The 24,206-nt window shown below is 40.5% G+C and carries 18 protein-coding genes and 1 tRNA gene; 13 read left to right on the forward strand and 6 right to left on the reverse strand.

Features of this window, described 5'->3' with window-relative positions; all coding sequences use genetic code 11:
- The first annotated feature begins 60 nt into the window (after positions 1-60).
- From ACTB0Y_RS07565 to ACTB0Y_RS07580, 4 genes are all read left to right on the forward strand, one after another.
- Positions 61-687 carry an NAD(P)H-dependent oxidoreductase gene (locus ACTB0Y_RS07565; protein WP_463206208.1) on the forward strand — a complete coding sequence of 209 codons (627 nt, stop codon included), beginning with the start codon at positions 61-63 and terminating at the stop codon, positions 685-687.
- Positions 688-839: 152 nt separating this feature from the next.
- Positions 840-2,909 (forward strand): copper-translocating P-type ATPase, encoded by a 2,070-nt coding sequence (locus ACTB0Y_RS07570; RefSeq protein ID WP_463206209.1) that lies wholly within the window; start codon positions 840-842, stop codon positions 2,907-2,909.
- A gap of 3 nt (positions 2,910-2,912) precedes the next feature.
- The gene (locus tag ACTB0Y_RS07575) at positions 2,913-3,299 is read left to right on the forward strand and encodes a DUF302 domain-containing protein (protein WP_463206210.1); all 387 of its coding nucleotides are present in this window, start codon (positions 2,913-2,915) and stop codon (positions 3,297-3,299) included.
- Positions 3,300-3,420: 121 nt separating this feature from the next.
- Positions 3,421-4,152: a DUF169 domain-containing protein gene (locus tag ACTB0Y_RS07580; protein WP_463206211.1), complete on the forward strand. Its 732-nt coding sequence runs from the start codon at positions 3,421-3,423 to the stop codon at positions 4,150-4,152.
- A gap of 7 nt (positions 4,153-4,159) precedes the next feature.
- Here ACTB0Y_RS07580 and ACTB0Y_RS07585 read toward each other — a convergent pair whose 3' ends face one another.
- Positions 4,160-5,308 (reverse strand): autotransporter outer membrane beta-barrel domain-containing protein, encoded by a 1,149-nt coding sequence (locus tag ACTB0Y_RS07585; protein WP_463206212.1) that lies wholly within the window; start codon positions 5,306-5,308, stop codon positions 4,160-4,162.
- Between the two features lie 170 nt (positions 5,309-5,478).
- Here ACTB0Y_RS07585 and ACTB0Y_RS07590 point away from each other — a divergent pair, with 170 nt between their 5' ends.
- From ACTB0Y_RS07590 to ACTB0Y_RS07615, 6 genes are all read left to right on the forward strand, one after another.
- Complete coding sequence (locus tag ACTB0Y_RS07590; protein ID WP_463206213.1) at positions 5,479-6,480, forward strand: DUF3179 domain-containing (seleno)protein; 1,002 nt, start codon at positions 5,479-5,481, stop codon at positions 6,478-6,480.
- Between the two features lie 67 nt (positions 6,481-6,547).
- Positions 6,548-6,949, forward strand: a complete 402-nt coding sequence (locus tag ACTB0Y_RS07595) for a DUF302 domain-containing protein (RefSeq protein WP_463206214.1) — start codon at positions 6,548-6,550, stop codon at positions 6,947-6,949.
- Between the two features lie 144 nt (positions 6,950-7,093).
- Complete coding sequence (locus ACTB0Y_RS07600; RefSeq protein WP_463206215.1) at positions 7,094-7,678, forward strand: hypothetical protein; 585 nt, start codon at positions 7,094-7,096, stop codon at positions 7,676-7,678.
- 58 nt (positions 7,679-7,736) lie between these two features.
- Positions 7,737-8,261 carry an outer membrane beta-barrel protein gene (locus ACTB0Y_RS07605; protein ID WP_463206216.1) on the forward strand — a complete coding sequence of 175 codons (525 nt, stop codon included), beginning with the start codon at positions 7,737-7,739 and terminating at the stop codon, positions 8,259-8,261.
- 66 nt (positions 8,262-8,327) lie between these two features.
- Entirely contained in the window at positions 8,328-9,677 is a 1,350-nt protein-coding gene (locus ACTB0Y_RS07610; RefSeq protein WP_463206217.1) for a caspase family protein, read from the forward strand.
- Between the two features lie 59 nt (positions 9,678-9,736).
- Positions 9,737-10,456, forward strand: coding sequence for a biotin--[acetyl-CoA-carboxylase] ligase (locus ACTB0Y_RS07615; protein WP_463206218.1), 720 nt, complete (start codon positions 9,737-9,739; stop codon positions 10,454-10,456).
- A gap of 142 nt (positions 10,457-10,598) precedes the next feature.
- Here the strand turns inward: ACTB0Y_RS07615 and ACTB0Y_RS07620 are convergent, their stop codons facing one another.
- Together ACTB0Y_RS07620 and ACTB0Y_RS07625 are read right to left on the reverse strand one after the other, a co-directional pair.
- The gene (locus ACTB0Y_RS07620; RefSeq protein ID WP_463206219.1) at positions 10,599-10,898 is read right to left on the reverse strand and encodes a hypothetical protein; all 300 of its coding nucleotides are present in this window, start codon (positions 10,896-10,898) and stop codon (positions 10,599-10,601) included.
- 111 nt (positions 10,899-11,009) lie between these two features.
- Positions 11,010-11,084: transfer RNA gene (locus tag ACTB0Y_RS07625), tRNA-Asn, on the reverse strand.
- A 233-nt stretch (positions 11,085-11,317) separates the two neighbouring features.
- Between ACTB0Y_RS07625 and ACTB0Y_RS07630 the strand changes: the two genes are divergently transcribed.
- Genes ACTB0Y_RS07630 through ACTB0Y_RS07640 form a run of 3 tightly spaced genes read left to right on the forward strand, consistent with a single transcriptional unit; the run spans position 11,318 to position 19,261 of the window.
- Positions 11,318-12,298 carry an adenosine kinase gene (locus ACTB0Y_RS07630; RefSeq protein ID WP_463206220.1) on the forward strand — a complete coding sequence of 327 codons (981 nt, stop codon included), beginning with the start codon at positions 11,318-11,320 and terminating at the stop codon, positions 12,296-12,298.
- 46 nt (positions 12,299-12,344) lie between these two features.
- Positions 12,345-16,076, forward strand: coding sequence for a C25 family cysteine peptidase (locus ACTB0Y_RS07635; RefSeq protein WP_463206221.1), 3,732 nt, complete (start codon positions 12,345-12,347; stop codon positions 16,074-16,076).
- Between the two features lie 17 nt (positions 16,077-16,093).
- The gene (locus tag ACTB0Y_RS07640; protein WP_463206222.1) at positions 16,094-19,261 is read left to right on the forward strand and encodes a M14 family zinc carboxypeptidase; all 3,168 of its coding nucleotides are present in this window, start codon (positions 16,094-16,096) and stop codon (positions 19,259-19,261) included.
- A 74-nt stretch (positions 19,262-19,335) separates the two neighbouring features.
- Here the strand turns inward: ACTB0Y_RS07640 and ACTB0Y_RS07645 are convergent, their stop codons facing one another.
- The 3 genes from ACTB0Y_RS07645 to ACTB0Y_RS07655 all read right to left on the reverse strand — a co-directional run bounded on the left by ACTB0Y_RS07645 (position 19,336) and on the right by ACTB0Y_RS07655 (position 23,938).
- Positions 19,336-22,746: a hypothetical protein gene (locus tag ACTB0Y_RS07645; RefSeq protein ID WP_463206223.1), complete on the reverse strand. Its 3,411-nt coding sequence runs from the start codon at positions 22,744-22,746 to the stop codon at positions 19,336-19,338.
- Between the two features lie 161 nt (positions 22,747-22,907).
- Positions 22,908-23,381, reverse strand: coding sequence for a hypothetical protein (locus ACTB0Y_RS07650; protein ID WP_463206224.1), 474 nt, complete (start codon positions 23,379-23,381; stop codon positions 22,908-22,910).
- Positions 23,382-23,494: 113 nt separating this feature from the next.
- Positions 23,495-23,938, reverse strand: a complete 444-nt coding sequence (locus ACTB0Y_RS07655) for an Hsp20/alpha crystallin family protein (RefSeq protein ID WP_463206225.1) — start codon at positions 23,936-23,938, stop codon at positions 23,495-23,497.
- Positions 23,939-24,206: the final 268 nt, after the last annotated feature.

A 24,206-nucleotide genomic window follows, 5' to 3' on the forward strand; every position in this document is an offset into this window, starting at 1 on the left:
GGTGTTTACCATATCACAGCGAAAATACTGATTATTGAAGTACCATTAAAAAAGAATAATATGCAAATAACTGAAAACCTGAAATGGCGGTACGCCATCAAAAAATACGATAAGAGCAGAAAAATTGCACCCACCGACCTGGAAAAAATAAAAGAAGCAGTGCGCTATTCGGCTTCCTCCTATGGATTGCAGCTCTACAAGATCCTTATCATTGAAGATGAAGAAGTGCGCGAAAAGCTGAGAGCGGCCTCTTTCGACCAGGAAAAAGTTACCGACGCATCGCATCTGGTGGTTTTTTGCAATTACACAAATCCCACACCCGAAGACGTGGATAAATACGTAAAACTCACAGCCAAAACAAGGAATCAGGATATTGAAGCACTGGAAGGGTTTAGCAAAACAATGAAAAAAAGCATTGAAGCTAAAGGCAATACAGTTGACCAATGGACAGCAAACCAAACCTATATTGCACTTGGAACATTGCTGGCGGCTGCCTCCGAACTTAAAATAGACTCCTCACCGATGGAAGGCTTTAAACCCGAAGAATACAATAAAATTCTTGGATTAGACAAAAGAGGCCTGAATGCAGCTGTAATTGCTGCCATTGGATACAGATCAGAAGAAGACACCTACCACCATCAAGCCAAGGTTCGTAAACCCAGTGATGAGCTTTTTGAAACCCTGTAAACAATAAATTCATAAAGAAAGCCCGGTCTGGAATTGCCAAACCGGGCTTTTTTGTACCCCCATTTATTTAAACAATTGACCGTTCGTTCTTGTCATACTAAAGCAAACATAAAGCACTAAAATTAAGCTAATTAAAACCACAAAGAATTAGTATGAACAACCAGGATAAGCACCATGATCACAAGCACAAAAAAGAAACAAATCATGGCAATCATGAACACAAGTCACATAACCACCATCACAGTAATCATGACCACACCGAACACCATAAGATGATGATTAAAGATTTCCAGAAACGGTTCTGGATCTCGCTCTCACTCACTGTACCAATACTTGTATTGTCACCGCTTGTTCAAAGCATCCTAAACTACACACTGGAAGTGCCCGGTGATAAATGGATTTTGTTTGCATTATCTACTGTGGTTTTCTTCTATGGTGGATGGCCGTTCCTTAAAGGGCTTTTTGATGAATTAAAAAAACGAAGTCCGGGAATGATGACCCTGATAGCCGTTGCCATAACTGTTGCATTTGGCTACAGCACAGCAACAACCTTCGGATTAGAAGGAAAAACATTCTTCTGGGAGTTGGCCACCCTAATTGATATTATGCTGCTTGGACACTGGATTGAAATGAAATCGGTTGTTGGGGCATCACAATCGCTTCAAAAACTGGCTGCCCTTATGCCATCGGCTGCCCACAAGTTAAAAGGGATCGATACTGAAGATGTTGAGATCGATTCCCTTAAAGAGGACGACAAAGTACTGGTAAAACCGGGAGAAAAAATTCCGGCAGACGGGATTATTTTCGAAGGTAAGAGCCAAGTTAACGAATCGATGGTAACTGGTGAATCAAAGCCACAGGCAAAGCAAAAAGACGACCATGTTATCGGAGGTACAATCAATGGAAATGGTTCGCTAAAAATAAAGGTTGAGCAGGCAGGAGAAAATGCATATTTACACAAAGTGATCGAAATGGTGCGCTCCGCCCAGGCAAAAAAATCAAAAACTCAGAACCTCGCCGACCGTATTGCCTTTTGGTTAACCATTATAGCACTAACTGTAGGTGCCGGAACACTAACAACCTGGCTCGTACTCGGAAAACCATTTGTTTTCGCACTGGAAAGAATGGCAAGTGTTATGGTTATTACCTGTCCGCATGCCCTGGGACTTGCAGTGCCTTTAGTTGCTGCAATTTCAACATCAATTTCGGCACAAAACGGATTGTTGATTAGAAACCGTACAGCCTTTGAAAAATCGCGAAAAATTACACTTCTGGCTTTTGATAAAACAGGCACCCTTACAGAAGGTACGTTTGGTGTAAATCTTATTAAACCCATGGACACAAATTATAAAAAGGAGAAAGTACTGGAGTTGGCTGCTGCCGTTGAAAATCATTCGGACCATCCACTTGCCCATGGTATTTTACAAAAGGCAAAAACAGAAAACATTCAAATTCCGGAAGCGAAGAATTTTGATAGCATTACAGGAAAAGGCATACAAGCTTCGGTAAACAACATGGCAGTTGCGGTAGTCGGGCCAGCATATTTAAAAGATAACAATATTGATATACCGCAAACAGAAGAAATAAAAGATTACGAAACGGTAATTTATGTATTGGTTGATAACAAAGTTATCGGACTCATAACCCTGGCAGATAAAATAAGAGAAGAATCTTATTCAGCTATTGAGTCACTTCAGGCTAATGGCATTAAAACATACATAATTACGGGAGACAATGAAAATGTGGCCAAAAGTGTAAGCGAAGAGTTGAAGATGAATGGCTATTTTGCCGGCATTTTACCCGACCAAAAGCAAGAAAAAGTAAAAGAGCTTCAAAGTCAAGGTGAAGTGGTAGCTATGACAGGCGATGGCATCAATGACGCCCCTGCCCTGGCTACGGCAGATGTGGGCATAGCTGTTGGTTCAGGAACCGATATTGCTGCCGAGACCGCTGATATTATCCTTGTGAACAGTAATCCCAATGACATTGCAGCTCTGATAAAGTTTGGCAAGGCCACCTACACAAAAATGATTCAGAACTTTGTATGGGCAACAGCCTATAATGTGGTAGCAATTCCGCTTGCAGCCGGTGTGCTCATCAGCTACGGCATACTGATTAATCCGGCACTAGGGGCATTATTAATGAGCCTAAGTACTGTGATAGTGGCCATAAATGCACAGTTACTAAAAAGAAAATTAAATCTAAAACCAATAAACAAATAAATTATGAAGTACTACACAGAAAAAATAATTAAAAGCGATTTTGATTCAGCAATCACAAAAACACAAGAGGCCTTAAAAAACGAAGGCTTCGGTATATTGTCTGAAATTAAAATCAATGAAAAACTTAAAGAAAAGCTTGGGGTCGATTTCAGAAAGTATACTATCCTTGGTGCCTGCAACCCCCCATTGGCCCTTGAAGCGTTACAATCTGAGAACAAAATCGGAACGATGCTACCTTGCAATGTAATTGTGCAGGAAATCGGAGACAATGAAGTAGAGGTAGCAGCAATAGACCCATTTGCTTCAATGCAGGTTGTAGACAATGAGGAATTATCAAAGATCGCCAAAGAGGTAAAAGAAAAACTCGACACAGTGATTGAAAATTTATAGTGCAACAACAGATTCCTCCGTCAAATTTAACTTGGCGGAGGAATTATAAAGCTGCAGTCTGGATTTCTATTCCTCAATTATATTCATTAAATTGTTTGCCTTAACACATAAACCACTGAAAATGGAAGTTGACCCTTCGTACCTATTGGAAAAAACCGAAATCGACCAACCATTAATTGCCTTTTATGATGCTCCGGAAACTGAGCCTTTCAACCCGGTGATAGCGCCCAATAAAAAGGGGCACGCCTGCATGTATTCGTTTTATAAAAAGTGGCTCGACGGTAAAACAGTAGCGCTAACAAAAAACAACTTTGGTTGTGGCGGGGCTTCGCACCACCTTTTTAATCAACCTTTGCAGTCGCATGAAGATTTCATTAAATTTTTAGCCGACGACGAGGGTTTAAAAGCAAATCATGCTTTAATGGACGAGTGGATTCGTGAATCAGAAGAATATAAACCGGAGCACGAGTATATTCTTTATGGACCTTTAAAAAATGAGCTTTACAAATATGTAAAAACCATCACCTTCCTGGTGAACCCCGATCAACTTAGCATGTTGATGATCGGAGCCCAATATTATGCCACCAAAAATGATCCCGAACCTGTTTTGGCCCCATTTGGCTCGGGATGCATGCAGTCTGTATCGCTTTTCGAGGACTTAAATAAGCCACAAGCCGTTATTGGGGCCACAGATATGGCCATGCGACAGTATCTGCCACCAAACTTACTTGCTTTTACAGTAACCAAACCAATGTATGAAAATCTATGCCGGCTCGATAAAAACAGCTTTTTGGAAAAAGGATTCATCAAACAATTGAAAAAAGTCCGGGCCAAACAAAAGGGTACTGAATAAAGGCAGTTTAATAATTCATACCAAAAGCGATTCCAACACTTAAATAAGCCATACCACCTGAAAACAACTCGTCATCAATACCCGACATAAAACGGTATCCACCCTTTGCGAATAAATCAAGCTGTGCAGGCAATGAATGCCCGTAAAAAGTACGATAGTTGAACTCTGTCAGTGTCAGATTAAACCTTAACCCCGGGCCATAAGACCTTGAACTGAATACATCTATAAAGGTATCGTCGCCTTCGTAATTAAAATCAGGGCTATCTAATTCAGCATCTCCAAATGAAAAGTAAGGTGTAAAACGCATTGAATTTTTCTCATAAACGGTATATCCTGCTTCAACGCTATAGTCGTAGAAATAGAAGTCTTCATCTTTTTCAAAAGTAACCTCATCAGCGTCAAGTTGTGCATCAACCGGGTAATTCAGTCCCAAACTACCAAACCCCACAGAAACATTTAAATACACTTTTTCAATTTGAAACGTCCCGCCAAAATAAAAACCCACATTCCAATTTAAGGTGTTGCCCAGCTCACCGGTTGGTAATAATACCTGGGGGCCAAATTCACTGGCAATCATAAAATCAATATTTACAACCGGCAAATATCTGTCAATAAAATCATCATATTTCGTTCGGGGGTAATTTCTTTTAAATTTCTTCAGTGCTGTTTCGTATTCCTTATTGACCCCTCCCGCTTCAATTAATTCGAGAAAAATCTTAAGCATAGTTCTGTCTATTTCTGGCAGGTCTGAAGTATTCAGTGCTTGTCTTAATTGAGGCACCTGATTTTGCAATTCATAAAAATACTGTTCGGTGTAATCTTTGATGCCCGGATAAAGATCATCTCCAAACCTTTGTCTGCATTTTCTTGCATGCTCTATCCATAACTCCCATTGCCTTGACAGCAGTAACACATACAGCTCAGAAGAATAGGTATATAAATTAGTCTTACGGCCGGTCACACGCTCATTAATATAGCCGTAAATCTCGGCCACTTTTTCTGGCCTTTCTTCAGCGGCATACTTCAGCATTAATGATTTTGCCTTATTGGTGAGCACAACAGTGCTATCTTTATAAGATTTTATTTCCTTTTCTATTTGTGCCTGTCCTGTATATGATAACAAGCTCAAAACTATAGCTAAAAGTACGATTCTCATAATGCTTAATTAAGATTCCATTCACCATTAACAAATCTAACAATAATTGTCATTTTATTGACATGCTTATATACGTGAGTCCGAAAAATTAAATCTCACGATAATAAACCAAAAACATATTTCAATTGTAAGGTTTTACATAAATAGCCGACTAATATTAAAAAGAATAAATGAGAGCTTTCATTCTAATATCCACAGCACTGATACTTTTATCTTGCGAGCCAGATGACGCAAATATATCAACGAATAACAAGCACGGTTTTTATTGGCGTGTAGATACAACTGAAATGTCGGGTACGAGTATCCGAGAAACTTTCCCAATAGTTACAATGGTCAACTACACCACTCCATCAGCTATTGATATGCCTGAATCGTCAAGGGTATTGGTCACCCGGCAGGGTGGACAGGTATTTGCCTACCCCCTCAATTACATGGGCATTGAGGTACTTAATGAGGAATCGGGAGACAAATTTTTTGTACCGAATTATTGTCCACTTACACGAACCTCGATGGTTTGGGACCGGAAAATAGGCGATACGGTTTTCACATTTGCCGCCTCAGGATTATTGTACCGTGAGAACCTGGTACTTTACGATATTGAGCATCGCCGGTTATGGTCTCAAATGTTAATTGAAAAAATTTACGGCGGACAGGATCTTACGCAGCCCCAAACACTCCACTCTTTTGAAAGCACATTGGGTATGATTAAAACCTATTACCCAAATGCAAAAGTTTATAATGGAGCATTCGAATCATCTGCAAAAAAAAACGAGCAAAACGGCTATAAAGATGCAAATCCCGGAGACGATGATATATCTACGCCCCTGTATTCGCCAGGTGAAAATGTTTACGGAGTAATACAAGATGATTATGTTATCACCATCAGTCATAACGATTTACCCAACGGACCGTCCATAATCACAAAAGACAATATTGTTATAGTTAGTTATCGTGAGATGGGACTCATAGTCAGCTTCAATAATAATTCCGGACTCACCCTGGTTGAAAATGAATTCCCAATCATTTTAAGAGACGCACAAGGCATAAAATATGATATTTTTGGCAAGCCGGTAAACCTTTCTGGAGCCGCAAACCTCGAATCACCCAATGCTTATAATGCGTTATGGTGGGCATGGGATGGGTTTTATGATGATTTTGAGCCCGTACAATAACCCTGACTATCTGGATTTATAGCAAACAAAAATGAAAAAAAATCGTAGAAATTTATAAACCACTGCCATGAATTACTACATCTCAACAACGCTACAAACCGACTTTCAGTCAGCTTTAGCCCGAGTTAAAGATGCATTGAAAGATGAAGGTTTTGGAATTCTCTCTGAAATTAACATTCAGGAAAAGTTTAAAGAAAAGCTGGACATTAATTTCCGCAAATACACCATCCTTGGCGCATGCAATCCTCCCCTTGGGCATGAAGCATTAACCATTGAAAACAAAGCTGGTGTTATGCTGCCCTGCAATGTGATTTTGCAGGAAACCGAGCCCGGGGTAATTGAAGTTGCATCTATCGACCCATTTACCTCCATGCAGGTAATCGATAATGATGCGTTATCGCAAATTGCCAAAGAAGTGAAAGACAGACTGGAAAACGTAATTTATACCCTTGAAGGAGAAAATACTTAAAAAAAGCTTTATCCAGGAGGTTGCATCTCCAGAAAAAAAGGAATTACCTAAAAAGAACCCGCACATTGTTTTAAAAAAAAATTTCGCCTAATAGTCTAAATTCCTTAAATTTATAAGTAATTGCTAACTATAATTACTTATACTATGAATCAAAAAATTTTATTACTGTTGATCGCATCAGCTTTTATTTTAGTTGGGTGCAACAGGTACATCGCACCACCATTTACAGATGTAGACAAAATCAGCCGATTGAAAAACGGCATGAAACTCAACCAGGTGGTAAACATTTTGGGTGTAGAGCCTTATAATGTCTATCACATGCAAACCACAGGCAACAAGCTTTTAACATTCAACTACCGATTGAAAAACAGAAAGCTTAAAGTCTCTACACTTAACCGCGATGAGTTCTCGCGAAGAACCACCAACGAAGAATCACAAACTTCAGGGGAAATTTATTATGACAAAGACTACAAAACACTTTACACCATGTTTGTCGATGGGGAGCTACACTCCTTCACAACAACACACGGCGTGGATGACAGTGAATTTCTCATGATTCATCAAAATAACCTCAATGTGATTGGAGAACAATACATCTCGCAATACGACAGCATTAGAGACACCATTCCAAATGTAGAGATTTACAGAATACTTCAAAACAACAAACTCGTGCTACCAGGAAGAGAAGGACGATCCAAGGAGCAATCATTCCTGAAGCGCATATTTTAAAAAATGCAGTTCCATCAGATAGCCATCGGATGAACACTAATATCAAAATTATACAGATATGAAAAGGACCATTATAATTCTCTTTATTTTTATATCAACCGCCAGCGCCTACAGTCAGTTTACCTATGGGCCGCGGTTCGGATTTGGCGCCACCACTATTGAAAATGTCAATGGTGGATTTGGGGTTCACGCAGGCGTATTCATCAACGCTGAAATTTTTGACAGATTTGGCGTTCAGCCAGAAATTATTTACAATTTCCAAACCGGAAGCGATGAACAAGATGCAGCTGGTACAACTATCGACATTGATTATAAACATCAAACCATAGATGTGCCGATACTCGTTTTCTTTCCATTATCAGATCATCTAAGGGTACTTGTCGGACCAATGCTTTCAACCATTTCATCTGCTACAAGAGAGGTAGACGGAGAAGAGGACGATACCTATAACCCTGAGGCCAATGCAGGTTTTGCTGTTGGAATAGAAACAGACACATTCTCCCGATTAAGATTCGGAGCTCGATACAGAAAGGCCGGAACAAGCAGCATAGAGGTTACAGCATCATACACTTTAGACTGGTAAAAATTTATACCCTGGGTAAATGCTCAGGGTATATTACTTTTTTTAACCTAATAACATCAAGGGGCCATGAAACACATATTGAAAATATTTGCACTGACAGTCGTCATCTTAAGCTGCAACACAGTTAAGGCACAATTCAACAATATTATGCTGTTGAATAAGTATAAATCCATTGTGCTAAAACCAGAAAAAAGAAATGCTGAGTACAACGACTATGCTGAGCAAATCATCACCAAACATCTGGCTGCAGCAGGATTCCCGAAACCATTAGACAAAAGCATTCTTTACACCAATCAGGGTAGCAGTTGCGAGATACTCACCTGTAACTATCTCGTGAAAAACGCCTCCAATGTTGCTGTTGAGATACGTACAAATTTAGAATTTATCAATTGCGAATACGAAACTGTATTTGAAATTGATGAAACAACTAAAGCATCATTTTACACAAAAAAATCTGTAAAGAAAAGCATTGACAATGCTCTAAAGGTTTTTAAAAACTTTACCTATGCCTATCAGCCGGATGGACAGGATGCTAATGATGCCCGGCATAAAACCGCCGATAAAAAAGAGTATGGAAAAACACCCGATGTTGAAAATTATGAATTCCGAAAACTTTCGTCGGTTGATCAAAACATACCCCGCTCAGCCTCACAAAAACCCAATCGATTTGCAGTAATTATTGGCAACGAAGATTACTCATCGCACCAAAAAGACCTGGCTGAGGAGGTAAATGTGGCCTACGCAAGAAATGATGCAAGTGCATTTAAAATTTATGCGCAAAATTTACTGGGCATACCTGAACAAAACATTACTTTTATACTTGATGCTACTACAGGACAAATGAACCAGGCCATTGCCAAACTAAAACTCATTTTAAAAAATACCAGTGGCAATGCTGATGTTTTGGTTTACTACGCAGGACATGGCCTGCCCGACGAAAAAACCAAAGCTCCATACCTTATGCCTGTAGATGTTAGTGGTAAAAACCCGGAACTGGGTATAAGTTTGCAAGGGCTCTACACCACCCTTGCAGAATTTCCTTCTGAAAAAGTAACAGTGTTTATTGACGCCTGCTTTAGCGGAGGGGCCCGAAACCAGGGACTTCTTGCTGCAAGAGGTGTTAAAATAAAGCCTCGCGAAAACACCCTCAGGGGCAATATTGTAAGTTTTTCTGCTTCAAGTGGAAATCAGTCATCGTTACCCTATCATGATGAGCACCACGGTTTTTTTACTTACTATTTATTAAAAAAACTTCAGGAATCTAAAGGAGACATCACATATGGAGCCTTATCAGATTACCTTAAAAAAACTGTTGCACTTAAGTCTGTATTAATCAACGAAAAAGAACAAACGCCCCAAACAAATGTGAGCATTGGTATTGTAGACGAATGGAAAAAGTGGAAGATAAATCCTTAAAGACTTATTCGCTTACCAGAAACTGCTAAATTTGTATCGTTTAAAAGCACTTTCTGCTCATGCAATTAAATTTTAATTATATTGACGAGGTTACCAGCACAAACAGCACTTTAAAAGCAGATCGCGAGGCGGGAGAAGGCACAGTGCTACTTGCAAAACTTCAAACAAGCGGACGTGGTACAGGCACCAACAAGTGGGAAAGCGAAAAAGGACAGAATATAACAGGAAGCATTGTGTTTGAACCCACATTTCTTGAACCTGCCAACAGCTTCCTTGTGTCGATGGCCATTTCAGTTGGAATAGCAACATTTCTAAATCAATACAGCAACGAAGTAAAGATCAAATGGCCCAATGACATTTACATAAAAGACAAAAAAGCAGGTGGTATACTGATTGAAAATGAATTTACAGCAAGTGCCATTACACGTACCATTGCAGGTATTGGCCTTAACATAAACCAGACACGTTTCATTAATGCCCCAAACCCAACCTCTCTGAGCATAGTTGCCGGAAAGCACTTTGAGTTAGAATCCATAGCAAAAGAACTATTCAATTGTATAGACAAACAATATCTTCAACTAAAAAAAAACAAAGCGCTGATTTACCAAAATTACCACAGCCTGCTTTATGGAAAAAACAAGCTACTCCATTTTGAAGATGTTCATGGCAGGTTTACTGGCCAAATTCAACAAGTCGATTACGATGGGCGCCTTACCATAAAAGACAGCCAGGGCGATATCCGGCATTATTACTTTAAAGAAGTGACATTCTTGCATTAAAAAAGCCCAAATACAATAAGATTCATTTAAGACTTGAGCCTTGAACCCTCCTGATATTCAAAGAAATAATTTTTCTCCAAAACTAAAAATTTGCAATTTTTCTATATTGGCATGAAGCTCGATTTTACTGCAAAACATGTAGCTAAAGAAATTTCTTAATCATTTTTCGCAACATTTCCTTATGCGAGTTTACATGGCCCCGAATAATGTCTTTCATTTCCATCTGTTCGGCCATTTCCATCCCCCAGTCAGCTTCGAAACTCAGTTGAGGGTGGTGTAAATAGCAATGCAAACGAATTAAACTTAACTGTACGATCTCGTTTTTATATAAAATATCACCGGGTTCGAAATACTGGCCAGCAATGGCCTCAGACGAATGACTGGTTCTTTTATGTTTATATTCTTTCAGCGACAAAGGGATTTGAACGGACTTATGCGGCATAAAATCGTTGAGATGTGTTGAAATAATAATATCAATTACCTACGGGATGCGCTAAACCAACTGAGCCAAGCCCACAAAAAAAAGCACCAACATTGCTGCCAGTGCTCTTTGCTCCCCCTCTAGGACTTGAACCTAGGACCCCATGATTAACAGTCATGTGCTCTAAACCAACTGAGCTAAGGAGGAATTTTAGATCGTCGTTTTGTTTCAAACGCGATGCAAAAGTAAACTCTATTTTGGAATTTGCAAAATTTTTTTTCGAAAAAAAAACAACCTTATTGCACAAAAAAATGGTATGACAACTAAAGGCCTCTGTTACAATACAAAAAAACAGGCGCTTTTAATATTTGTAAATCAACGTAAAAAGCAGCATCTTTGTATGGCTTTCAACAGCCACAAAAGAAACTAAAAGCCTGAATATGAAGAAAATACTTGGAATGGGCAATGCCCTGGTTGATATGCTTGTGCAGATACCAAACGATGACCTGCTCAATGAAATTAATTTTCCAAAGGGTAGTATGCAATTGGTAGATATAGTGCAAAGTGACGCTGTGATGCTAAAAACAAAAAATATGCCTGTGCAACAATTGAGTGGAGGATCAGCCGGGAATACGGTTCATGGAATTGCAGCATTGGGCGGCCAAACCGGGTTCATTGGTAAAGTTGGCGAAGATGAACTGGGCGATTTTTTCCACAACGACCTGAAGAATGCAGGCATTTCATCTACTTTTATTAAAAGCAAATCAGCTACCGGCAAGGCTATCGCCATGATAACCCCCGATAGCGAACGAACTTTTGCCACTCATCTCGGGGCAGCCATTGAACTCTCCCCCGGCGACCTGAAACCGGAAATGTTCGAAGCTTACGATATTTTTCACGTCGAAGGCTATTTAGTGCAAAATCATGAACTGTTACAAAGAGCCGTGGCCCTTGCAAAACAAGCCGGCGCAAAAGTTTCCATCGATTTGGCCAGCTTTAATGTGGTTGAAGATAATTACGAGTTTTTATGGGGTATTGTAAAACAGTATGTCGATATTCTTTTTGCCAACGAAGAAGAAGCAAAAGCATTTACCGGTGAGGAGCCTGAAGAAGCCCTGGGAATAATTGCTGAACATGTTGAAGTTGCTATAGTTAAAGTGGGGAAGAAAGGTGCCTTTATCCAATCAGGCAGTCAAAAAGTAAAAGTCGAAGCTGTTGGTGTTGATGCCATTGACACAACAGGTGCAGGAGACCTTTTTGCGTCAGGCTTTTTATTTGGGCTACTCAATGATTGGTCACTGGAAAAATCCGGAAAATGCGGTGCTGTAATGGCCGGAAAAATAATCTCAAAAATCGGAGGCCGATTATCGTTAGAAGAGATCATAGATGTTAAAAATCAAATAAATACTTTGTCCTCATAAAATTTTGGCTAAATTTATGGCTTTCCAAAATCCAAAAAAGAAAGCTATGAGGTTCTTATTATTAGTCACTATGCTGGCGTGGACAATTTCCGCATCAGCGCAAACGATTGTAAGAAATTTTACATTCGAAAAACACACCCTTTCAACTCAAAATGAGCACAGTATACTTTCACTACCAGGAGCAAAAAACATGGCAGCACCGGGAAACCCCGCTCAGCCCTACTGTCTCACAAATATTTTACTCCCTCCCGGGGCACAAGTTTCAGATGTAAAAATAGACGTTGCAAAGAAAAAGCACATTAAGCTCGAACACGATTTAATGCCAATGCAACATGTGCAGCCTTTATCGGCTGAAAAAGATAGTGGGTTTATAAAAAATCAGTCCCGCTACTCCAAAGAAAAAAATCTGGACTTTCAGCAAACCATTGTTGTAAACCAGGAGCGCATGAACGGGTATGATATAGCCCAGATAAAATTTTCACCCATCGAATATTATCCCCTTGCTAAAAAAATTGAGCTTGCACAAACGGTAAAACTTACTGTTCATTACAAAAACACTGATAAAAAGGGCACATCAATGCTATCTGACAGAAAAAAGGTTAATGCACGTGTGCTGAATTTTTGCGACCATACTGCAGCAATAAAAGACTACCAGAAACATCAAAAGTCAAAAACCAACGTAATAGATGCTATCATTATCACACCTGATGAGTTCACCTCAGATTTCAACCCAATGATTCAGGATTATGAATTGAGAGGCCTTTCAGCAGAGGTACTAACAGTAGAATCTATCCAATCTAATTATGATGGGATTGACCTGCAGGAAAAAATCCGGAACGCCATCATCGACTACTACCAAAACCATGACGTAATGTACGTTTTATTGGGTGGCGATGTGGAGCATATTCCGCACCGCGGGTTCTTTTGCCAGGTACAATCGAGTACGGTGTATGAAGATGACGACATTCCTGCAGACCTCTACTACATGGCACTTGACGGCAACTGGAATACTGACGGTGATAACCAGTGGGCAGAGCCTGAAGAAGATGACCTAATTCCCGAAATTGCCCTGGCACGCATGCCATTTACAACCCATGAGGAGTTGGCCAAAATGCTCAATAAAACACAAATGTATACCAATCAGCCCATCACGGGCGAGCTTAACAACCCCTTACTTGCAAGTGAGCATCTTTATGACAACCCGCTTACCTGGGGCGCTCAGTACCTGGACCTCATCCACGGCACACACGACGATAACGGATATACCACCACAGGTATTCCCGATTCGCATCCGTTTGACAGCCTTTACGACAGAAATGCATCGTGGTCATCGAGCGACATTATCAATGAAATAAATAACGGGCACCCGTTCATCCATCATGTTGGCCACAGCAACTCAAATTACGCAATGCGCCTGTACAACAGCGATATTACTAACAGTAATTTCGACCAGGTCAACGGCATCACACATAACTTTCCGCTCATTTATACTCATGGATGCATTTGCGGTGCTTTTGACGATAGCGACTGCATTGCTGAAGAGATGCTCCAAATTGATAATTTTGCCGTAGCATTTGTTGGCAACAGCCGCTATGGTTGGTTCAACGAAGGACAAACCGAAGGTCCAAGCCAGCATATACACCGCGAATTTATGAATGCCCTGTATGGCGACAGTATCCAAAGCCTTGCTGAAGCCCACATGATATCCAAAATTGAAACATCAGGCTGGGTTGAGGCAGCCGGACAACACGAACCCGGAGCACTCCGCTGGTGTTTTTATGATTGCAATGCCCTGGGCGAACCCTTATTGCCCATATGGACAAACGACCCAAGAAATATTGAAGTTACAGTTCCCGGAAATGTATACGTAGGTGAATCGACCATTACGGTGAATGCCACAGAAAATGGGCAGCCCGCAAAAAACATTGCCGTGGTCATTAAAATTGCCGATGTATTTTACGGAACCGGCACAACTAACGAAACGGGTGAAGCAGAAATTACTTTAGCGCAACCATTCTCTGAACTCGGAGAAATTGACATCATAAGCAGTGGTTACAATGTACTCAAAGACACCGTACAGGAAACCTTACAACGGCCACAGGAAGGCTATCTGATTGTATCGGAAATCGACCTTGACGGCGAACAACAACCAATTTATGGCAACACCTACACACCAAATTTACTGCTTGAGAATGTGGGCGAAAATGCTTCAGCCTCAACTTTATTGAAAGTGAGCACCGAAAATCCATATATTGAAATAAGCGATACCATTGTATCACTTGAACCGGTAAATGCACTCCAACAAACCAACATTGCTGAAGCATTTGGTTTAAGCATATGCGATACAATTCCTGACCAGTTACCCATTGTGCTTACCTTTAGTTTTTTCCAGGATGACGAACTGACGCACACAATGCAAAAAACACTAATTAGTCGTGCTCCGAACCTTAACTGGCAAACCGCGATTTTAAACGACGAAATAAGTGGTAATGCAAATGGCATTTTTGATCCGGGGGAGATTATAAAACTAATCGTGCAACTGGAAAACAAAGGAAGCATAATGCCACAAAATGTGATGGCACATATTGAAAACACGAGTAAAAACATCACCATACTGAACGATACCGTAAACTACATACCAACTGGCGATGAAACCAGTGTGGCAATAGAATTTGCCATACAGGCAAGCAATGAACAAAGCAGCGGTAGTAATCTTAGTCTGGTTTACAGCGGAGCTTACGACAACTTTGAGCTACCCGAAATGCAATTTAACTGTATTGTAGGCCAGGCACTGGAAGATTTTGAAACCGGCGACTTCTCCAAATACGATTGGGTAAATGATGTCACACACCCATGGGAAGCCACTACAGAAGGTACATTTGAAGGCAATTTCAGCAGTTGCTCGCCTGATATTGATCACGATCAAATGAGTGAGCTAAGCATAACCATGGATGTACCCGAAGCCGATTCAATCAGCTTCATGTACAAGGTATCGTGCGAAGATGGTAGTAGTACACTTTGGGACTATCTGGAATTCACCATAGACGGAACTTCCATGGACACCTGGGATGGCGAAATTTCATGGAGTCGTGCCGCCTACCCTGTTTCAGCAGGAACCCACACATTCCAGTGGGCTTATTCAAAAGATGGCAGCGTTTCTAATGGCGATGATTGTGCATGGATAGACAACATCATGTTTCCCATACCCGGTTATAACCCTCCTGATAACAATCTCCCGCCGGAAATTACCGCTGACAGTGAAATCGATGTTTCGGAAGGCGAACCGTTCGCCCATCCATTTTCAGCATCAGATCCCGAAAACGACCCGCTAACAGGAGATTTACTGCTTGCTCCCGAATGGATTACACTGGAAACAGCAAATACCAATGAATGGAATATTACCGGTACAGCTCCTGCTCCAATGGCAATACTGCCCGACATTGTGGTAACCGTTGGCGATAGCTACCAGTACACAGGTAAAACATTCCATTTTAAAACCAACCATGTAGCAATAGAAGCACATAAGCCTGTGCACGGAGAAATTCATATTTATCCCCAACCTGCTGCTAATTTTGCCTACATAGACATGCCATCGCACGCTGGCATGAATACAATCCAGCTTATTACATCAGAAGGGAAAATCATGAAGGAATTACAATTAAGCCAGAAACAAAGCAAATATAAAATCGACCTCCAAAACACACCTTCTGGCATATACCTAATTCGTATACAATCGTATAAAGGAGAAAACTATAACCAAAAAATTATCGTAAAATAAAACAGAACCGACTTATCATGAAAAAATTATTATTCGTAACCCTTATTAGTATAATGGCCTTTGCAGTAAAGGCTCAGGAAAGTATCATTAAATTTAATGTTGAAAGCAAAAAGGAATTAAGAAAAATTTCATCCATTGTTTCGATCGATGATTTTGATGGAAAAACGGTGGTAGCTTATGCCAACGCAAATGAATTAGAAAAATTTAAAACGTTGGATTACGATTTTGAGTACTTGCCGCATCCATCAACCGGCAAATCTCTTACAATGGCTACAACCGTAGCTGAAATGGCCAACTGGGACCGCTACCCCACCCACGATGTGTACCTTCAGATGATGAATGACTTTGCTACCAATCACCCTGATATTTGCAGCCTGGAAACCATTGGTACTTCTGAAGACGGCAGAGACATAGTTGTACTTAAAATTACCGATAACCCTAACGTTGAAGAGGCTGAACCAGAATATTATTACACGGGTCAAATGCATGGAGACGAAATAGTTTCGTACATTATGTTGTTGAGGCTCATAGACCATATGCTTGAAAACTACGGAACTATGGACCGTGTGACAAACCTCGTGAACAATTTCGAAATATGGATTAACCCGCTCTCTAATCCCGACGGAGCCTATGCAAGCGGAGACAATACTATTTCAGGGGCGACACGTTCCAATTCCAACTTCGTAGACCTGAATCGCAATTTTCCATCACCTGAATTACCAAACCCGGGCTCACAATATGAAGCTGAAATACAAATGCAAATAGCCTTTGCCGAAGCCCATAACTTCGTAGGTTCATCAAACTTACACAGTGGTATCGAATTGGTAAATTACCCCTGGGACAGCTGGACGTCCAATGTAAAAACACATGCAGACCACAACTGGTTTGAGCATGTATCCCGCAATTATGCCGACACAGCGCAATACAACAGTCCCAGCGGTTATATGACCGGACAAGACAATGGTGTGACACATGGTGGCGATTGGTACGTAGTTGATGGTAGCCGACAAGACAACATGCTCTATTACCATCATTGCAGAGAAATCACACTTGAACTTTCCAATCAAAAAATGCTCGATTCAGAAAATTTACCCGCCCACTGGACATATAACCGAGATGCTCTTATTGGATTTATAGAAGCCACGGCTTACGGTTTTTATGGTACGGTAACCAACCCGAATAATGACCCATTGCATGCGAAAGTTGAAATTCTAAGTCACGATGAGGATAACTCCGAAGTGTATACTGACACGGATGTTGGCGATTATTACCGACCCATTGAACCGGGAACCTACAATGTAACCTTTTCTGCAGAAGGCTATATTGCTCAAACCCAATCCATTACAGTTTCTGATTGGGAAACCACAACCAATTTCGATGTTACGCTTCAACCTGCTGCCGAAGTTCAACTTACAGGTACAGTTATTGACGGCCAAACCGGCCTGCCACTCGAAAATGCAGAAATTAGTTTCCCGGGTACATCCATTTCATCAGTGAATACAGATGTCAATGGACACTACACTATAAGTGTTTTTGAAGACCAATATGAGATTGTTGCTTATAAAAACGGGTATGCCCAGAAAAATAAAACAGTTACGGTGACAACGGAGAACAACGTTGTAGATTTTGCCCTCGTACCATCAGAAGCCATCACATTCGAAACAGAGATACCAGCAAGTATTTCTCTATCAGGAAATGCCGATTGGTTCCGCACAACAACCGAAGCCTACGAAGGCAGTTACAGTGTTGAGTCCGGCAATGTAAGCGACGATCAGGTAAGCACGATGACGCTAACAGCCAACACAGATGCCGGAATAATTAGTTTCTACCGTAAAGTATCGTCTGAGTCAGGTTATGATTTTCTGAAATTCTACATTGATGGAAATGAAGAGGACTCCTGGAGCGGAGAATCTGATTGGCAGGAGTTTAGCTACAACATCTCAGCAGGATCACATACATTTACCTGGGAATACGAAAAAGACGGATCAGTAAGCAATGGAAGTGATTGCGGCTGGATCGACTACATTGAGTTACCTTCTGATGCTATCGCCACTTACAACCTGACATTTGTAGTTTCGAATAATGGAACACCCTTAGAAAATGCCACAGTAGCGCTTGCAGGGTACGGACAAAAAGCAACCGGCGCAAACGGTGAAGCCCTGTTCACAGATGTCTATGCAACTTCAAATGCCAGTCTGGCCTACACGGTAGATGCTACAGGATTTGAAACTGTAGAAGGTGCTGTTGCAGTTTCTGAAAACGAAATCATTTCTATAGACATGAACAGCGGATTATCTGTTACACCCGACAATCTTGATTTTGGAGTTATCACAACGGGTGAATCAAATGAACTTTCATATGAGCTTACAGCTTCAGGCCTAAGCAATGACGTAACCGTTACAGCTCCGGAAGGGTACCTGGTTTCAACCACAAGTGGAAGTGGTTTCGCAACTGCTATCACTGTTGCACACTCATCAGGCACAATAAACCAAATCGTTTATGTGCAGTTTAGCCCGGTTGCAGAAACAACTTACCAGAGTCTCATCACCAACCAAAGTGATGGCGCCCCCACCCAATATGTAGATGTTACAGGCGAAGGAATTGCACCTAACACACCAAACATTTTAATTTCAGAAACCGCAATAGATTTTGGTGAAGTGACCATAAATGAAGACTCTGTAAACATTTATTCCATCTCAGGTGCTAACCTCACCAACGATATTTTACTGACTGTATCCGCAGGTAGCTCTTTCACCATCTCAACCGATGGCACTACCTGGAGTACAAGTGAAACACTTACCCAAACCAGCGGAAGTGTGACAGAAACTGAAATTTATGTAAAATATGCACCAACTGCGCAGGGTCCTTTCACTGCTGAAATATTGCATGAAAGCACGGGCGCTACCACACGCACAATAAGCTTGTCTGGTGACACGCCCGTGGGTATTTATAGCCTGAAAAACAAAATAAAGATGTATCCTAACCCGGCAACGAGCCATTTAACCATTCGTAATGCAGACAACGCAAAAGCTGTTTTATACGACATAAATGGCAAGCAGCAAACAGAAGCGTTTATTGATAGTGATCAGTATATTTTACCTCTTGAAAATTACAACAAAGGTATTTACCTAATCAAAATAATTGACCGCGATGCTGTGCATACGTTCAAGTTTATAAAACAATAGCAAAATGATTAAAAAAAGGCTGTCTGACAAGGGAAAACATAAAAATTCGACTTTTCAGACAGCCTCTTTTTTACCTAAAACATAGCTCTAACACGCATACTGGCTATATGGATAGTTTTTGTATCGTCTCCTGCCCTACCGTTGTAGCGTATGCTCATTTGAAAACTTTTGGAGAGTTGCCGGTTCCAGTTCAACTCCCAGGTATAATTGGCCCCTCTTTGTAACCCATTGAGCAGTTCGTAAGTCAGAGAATTATTACCCGTACCATTGAATGTAACATCGATATAATGAAAAGCAGCATCAACACTGTTTTTACCCGCTTTGGCATAATGAAAAGCCACACCGCCATCGTGGTGAACAGCTCGCTCAGCGCCCCGTGTATTTTCTTTCTCATCGTACTTATACTGGAGTTCAAAGCGATAAGAAACCCGGGGCTGAATACGAAAAGTTGCGTCTGCTTTAAAGTTGCGAATATTATAATTATTACCTGTAAAATATTCTGCGGTTTTAGACTTTTCACTTAACGATGCTGTGTTTAGCAAAGTAAGAAACTGTGTAACATTCCAGCGGGTTTGCAACTCAGCTATTTGCAATTCTCTTCCTTCAAAACCGTTGGTTAATAAGTTTTTGCTCACAGTTTGACTCAGAATAAGGTCGGCACCAAACTTCGGGTTGGTTTTATTAAAACTGAACATATTCCGGAACGACTGACTGTTGGAAACCAGCGTTGAATCGCCATTGTGCAGATTAAAGGGATTGGCATACACAACGAAATTATCGTTAGTAACTTTGCGGTTCACACTAAAGGAAAACCGGTCTGAGAACCTGGCCAGAAAACGGAGCCCTTTCTTTTCGCTCACCTTCCATTTACGAAAATTAATTTGCAGGTTTTGTTTAAACTGATTGGCATATACCGAAATATAATCATCCGTCGGAATATACATTCTGATATGATCGGCCTCTGCAGGTATTTGTGCAATTTCAAATTCATTTAATTCCTTTACACCATTTTCATTCCGGTCTATCCAGATATAATTCCCCTGTCCCTTCTCCACTTCGAGGTAAGCATACTCTTTTTTGCTTTCGAGTCCTGTGCTTACTTCATAAAAGGTGGAAGATCGAATGATGCCATCCCACAAAGTGCTGCGATTCTCGATGCGGGCGCTCACATGCTGGTCGGGAATGTTAACTTTAACCAGGGAGTCATTCAGTATGCGAACCTGCCGGTAATTGGCCACAAGCCGCCATTTCATTTTAGAGTTACCATTCAAGGCCATGTTAAGGGAAATACCTTTACGTTCTTTTTTTGGCGTCATTTGGCCACCCAGAGCTTGATGATCTAAGCGGTAAATGGCATTCAATTCGGCCTCCACACCCTCAAGTTTCCTGTTTTTCAAATAAGCTTCGTACTCAAAAAATTCATATGAAGCAGCATTTAGTGTATCTTCGGCATTTCGAAAAGTATTCATTTCTAGTTCCTGACGCACACCTGCTTCAAGCTTCCAAAACGGTATACCTAAAGCAGACTTCGACCTGAAAAAGTCACTATGCAAACTATCATTTTCTGCGCGCAGGTAACTCATGCGACTTTTGAGGTGAAACAACCGATTTTGCCACATAGCATCTGCAGAGCCTTTAGTTCCCCTGAACGAACCCGGCACCCAATATTGATCTGCTCCCAAAGCAAAACTTAAAGTTCTTTCTTTTTGAAACTGAAGCGCAAGCCCTGCCAAATGCTGATGCGATTCAATCGTCAGCTCGCGGGTATTCCAGTCACGCTCAAACTCGGCTCTGCGAAACCGCTCAAATGGATTAAAATTGTTGTGCACGAACTGATACTTTGATTGCAAAGTGAGGCTGCGCAAAGAATCACTTAGTATTCTATGCTGTCCCGCATAATTAACGCCCAAACCATGATCATCTGACTGGTCCAGGGTTGAAAAAGTATTTTCATCATTTCTGGACCAGGCCACCTCCACTCGACTCGTGCTAAATTTGCTGTGTTTTATTTCGGCTCCGGTGGTGACCATTTGCTGTGATTGAGGCGCAGTGAGTTTTACCACGGGCGCATAACTCCCCTGTGGTACACCTCCCACAGGCGCTACCCATTGATAAACCTTTCCATTGGCGAGAGAATTGGCTTGTACATAATTTCCTTTTTGCACGCCAACAAGGCTAAAGCCCAAACGATATTTTGCAGAATCCGGATTGTTGGAATAATAATACATTTCATAAGTTTGTCCATCTACAATGGTGTCGCGGCGTGCATATAAAATAATATCATCATCAAATTCCTGATCATGAATATTGGGCACGACAGCTGCATCGGTATTATCTCCCACGCTGGCCAGCACATCAATTTGCTCCTGGTCGAGGTCCTGATCTACGGGCTGGTTTTTACTGTCGCTTTCACTGATCACGTTCATCCAAACGCGTGTATTGCCCTTTGTAAATTCCGCATAATCAGATACCAGAAATCGCGTATAATTCCGTTCAGTATATTCAAACTCTACATAAATACGCATGTCATTGGATATGGGCACTGAAGGATTAAAAGTCACTTCAGCGCTATTGTAATCGATCGTGTAATCATTTTGCTGTCCGCGCCTCATCTCTTCACCATCGATTATGACCCGCTCCGAACCTGCAATAATAATAATGAACCGCTCGCCATTGGCACCTTTCAATTTGTAAGGTCCCTGATTGCCCTCCACAGGCTGCAGTTGCTGACGGTAATATTTTCCTTTGGCCACAGCGCCTGAAACAGTATTTTTAATTTGTAACGAATCCTGATTCCCCAACGCAAATTTGTTGGAAACCTGAATACCCTGCAGTTTTTTATTGACATTTAAAAATGTTCCTGCAGGTCTTTGGAGCTGATAGTCGCCCAAAACAAGATTAATTTTTTCATTAAAAACCCGGATAAAAATTTTATCGAATTCCTGCAATTGTTGGGTATTTCCTTCGGGTTGTACCGGAATATTATTGTCTGTAATGGACGCTACTACGGACAAATCATTGGTTAATTTTCCGGAAAGCTGAAGATTCAGGCTCGAGTTCATGGTAACATCCTGATTATTGCCAAGTGTAAAACCCCGGGATATGCTTCCGGAGCGGTTTATATCCGATTCCTGAAAAATTTCGTTGCGCTGGTTTCTTTTCCGTACCAATGGAAGGGGCTTGTTGGTTTTGAGTAATACCTTGCTTTTGTGAAAATAATCAGCATAGAAAGTAACAGGATAACGGCGCCAAACAATTTCCACAGAATCAGAACCAGATGTTTGCAATAAAAAAATTGCTGATTTTTTATAGTCAATACGGTAATCACTATCTGAAATGATTCCAGAAGAAGTTCGAACTATAACACTTCCATTTACGGTGGGTACGGTATCAAATTGAATGGTATCTGAAATGCTGAAATACTGGCTATAAAGATTTGACTGCTGGGCAAAAGCAGTAACAGAAAGAAGACTGAAAATAATCACAAACCAAAATTTCTGCATATACAAAAATAAGTCATCGTTGAGATAAATAACGACGAATACGCTAATTTCATGTATATTACAAAACGAAAGTTAAAACCCATAAAAAAAGAGGCCGGCAAAAAACAACCGGCCACAACAGGAAAACCCATTAAACCAACGTTCTATAAATCCTCACCCATTGATTTTTGTTTTTTTAAATGCCGTTTGAAATAATAGTTTTTAAGGGAGTCCATGCGCCGAAAATATTCATCCATGTGATACAGGTTTTGCTCAAACCTGTTTTGAAAGAAATCGTCTTTAAAAAAATCATAATGCAACAAAGAATCGATAAAAAACAATTCATCGAAAAAGGGTTCTGACGAAAATGGATACTGAGACTGAAACTGATTCATAAAGTTATTAAAAATACTATCTTGAAAAACAGTATCCCCTTCAACGCTGCTATAGTAAGATGAGTAAACAGAATCGTAACGTATCAGGTTTCCGTCGTCGTCATATTCCTTGTTCACTTTAATTTCGGTTTGAGGCTCAAAACTCTTACTATCTGATTTATTGAAAATTTTTTTATCATTTTTCTGTGCATCGCAACTCCCTGCAATCAGTATTAAAGCAGCCAGGAAAACAAACCGTTTCATAGTATTGAATTTTTGATTTGTTAAAATAATTATAAAACTCAAATCAAACTAATTTTGAATCTCAAAAAAAAGGGTATCAGAATAATCTGATACCCCGGGTGCCTGACGGCACCTTAAGAAATCTTAATTGTACGAGCAGGTTTGGGTTTAGCTTCTTCTTTTTTAGGAATGGTTATTCGAAGCTCACCATTCTCGTACTTAGCTGCTATTTTATCCGCATCCACAATGTTTTCTGGCAATGTGAATGTACGGCTGAACGATTGATAAGCATACTCCCTGCGGGTGAAATTATCTTCTTCCATGTTTTTCTTATCTTCTTTTTCAGAAGAAATAGTCAACATATTGTCCTTCAGATCAATATTAAAATCTTTTTTCTCCATTCCGGGTACTGCAACTTCTACCAGGAATTTGTCTTCTTCATCCTTAATATTTACCGCAGGCAACGTTGTATTTGTTGCGGAGTAATTGCTATTGGTCCAATCTGTGAGTTCTTTATCAAAGAAGTCACCAAATAATTTGGACATCGTTGGGAATACTTCATTTTTCCGTGCTAACATAGTGGCCTCCTTTCTTTTTTTGTTTTACTTTTTCGCTTTCATTCAACATAAATCAAATGCTATGCCAGCAGTAAAACAGGCCAATATGTCACCAAAAACCGAATAATGAGCGACTTTTTGTCGCCCATAAATACAGACTAATTTTAAAAAACAGGTATATCGTTTGATTTAGAGAGAGAAAAAATGTCAGATAAGCATACATCTGTACAAAAAGAGAGGGCCCCGTTTGAAATGAGGCCCTCAAAAATATCATGAAATTCGCGATCGG

The sequence above is a fragment of the Salinivirga sp. genome (assembly GCF_055145285.1).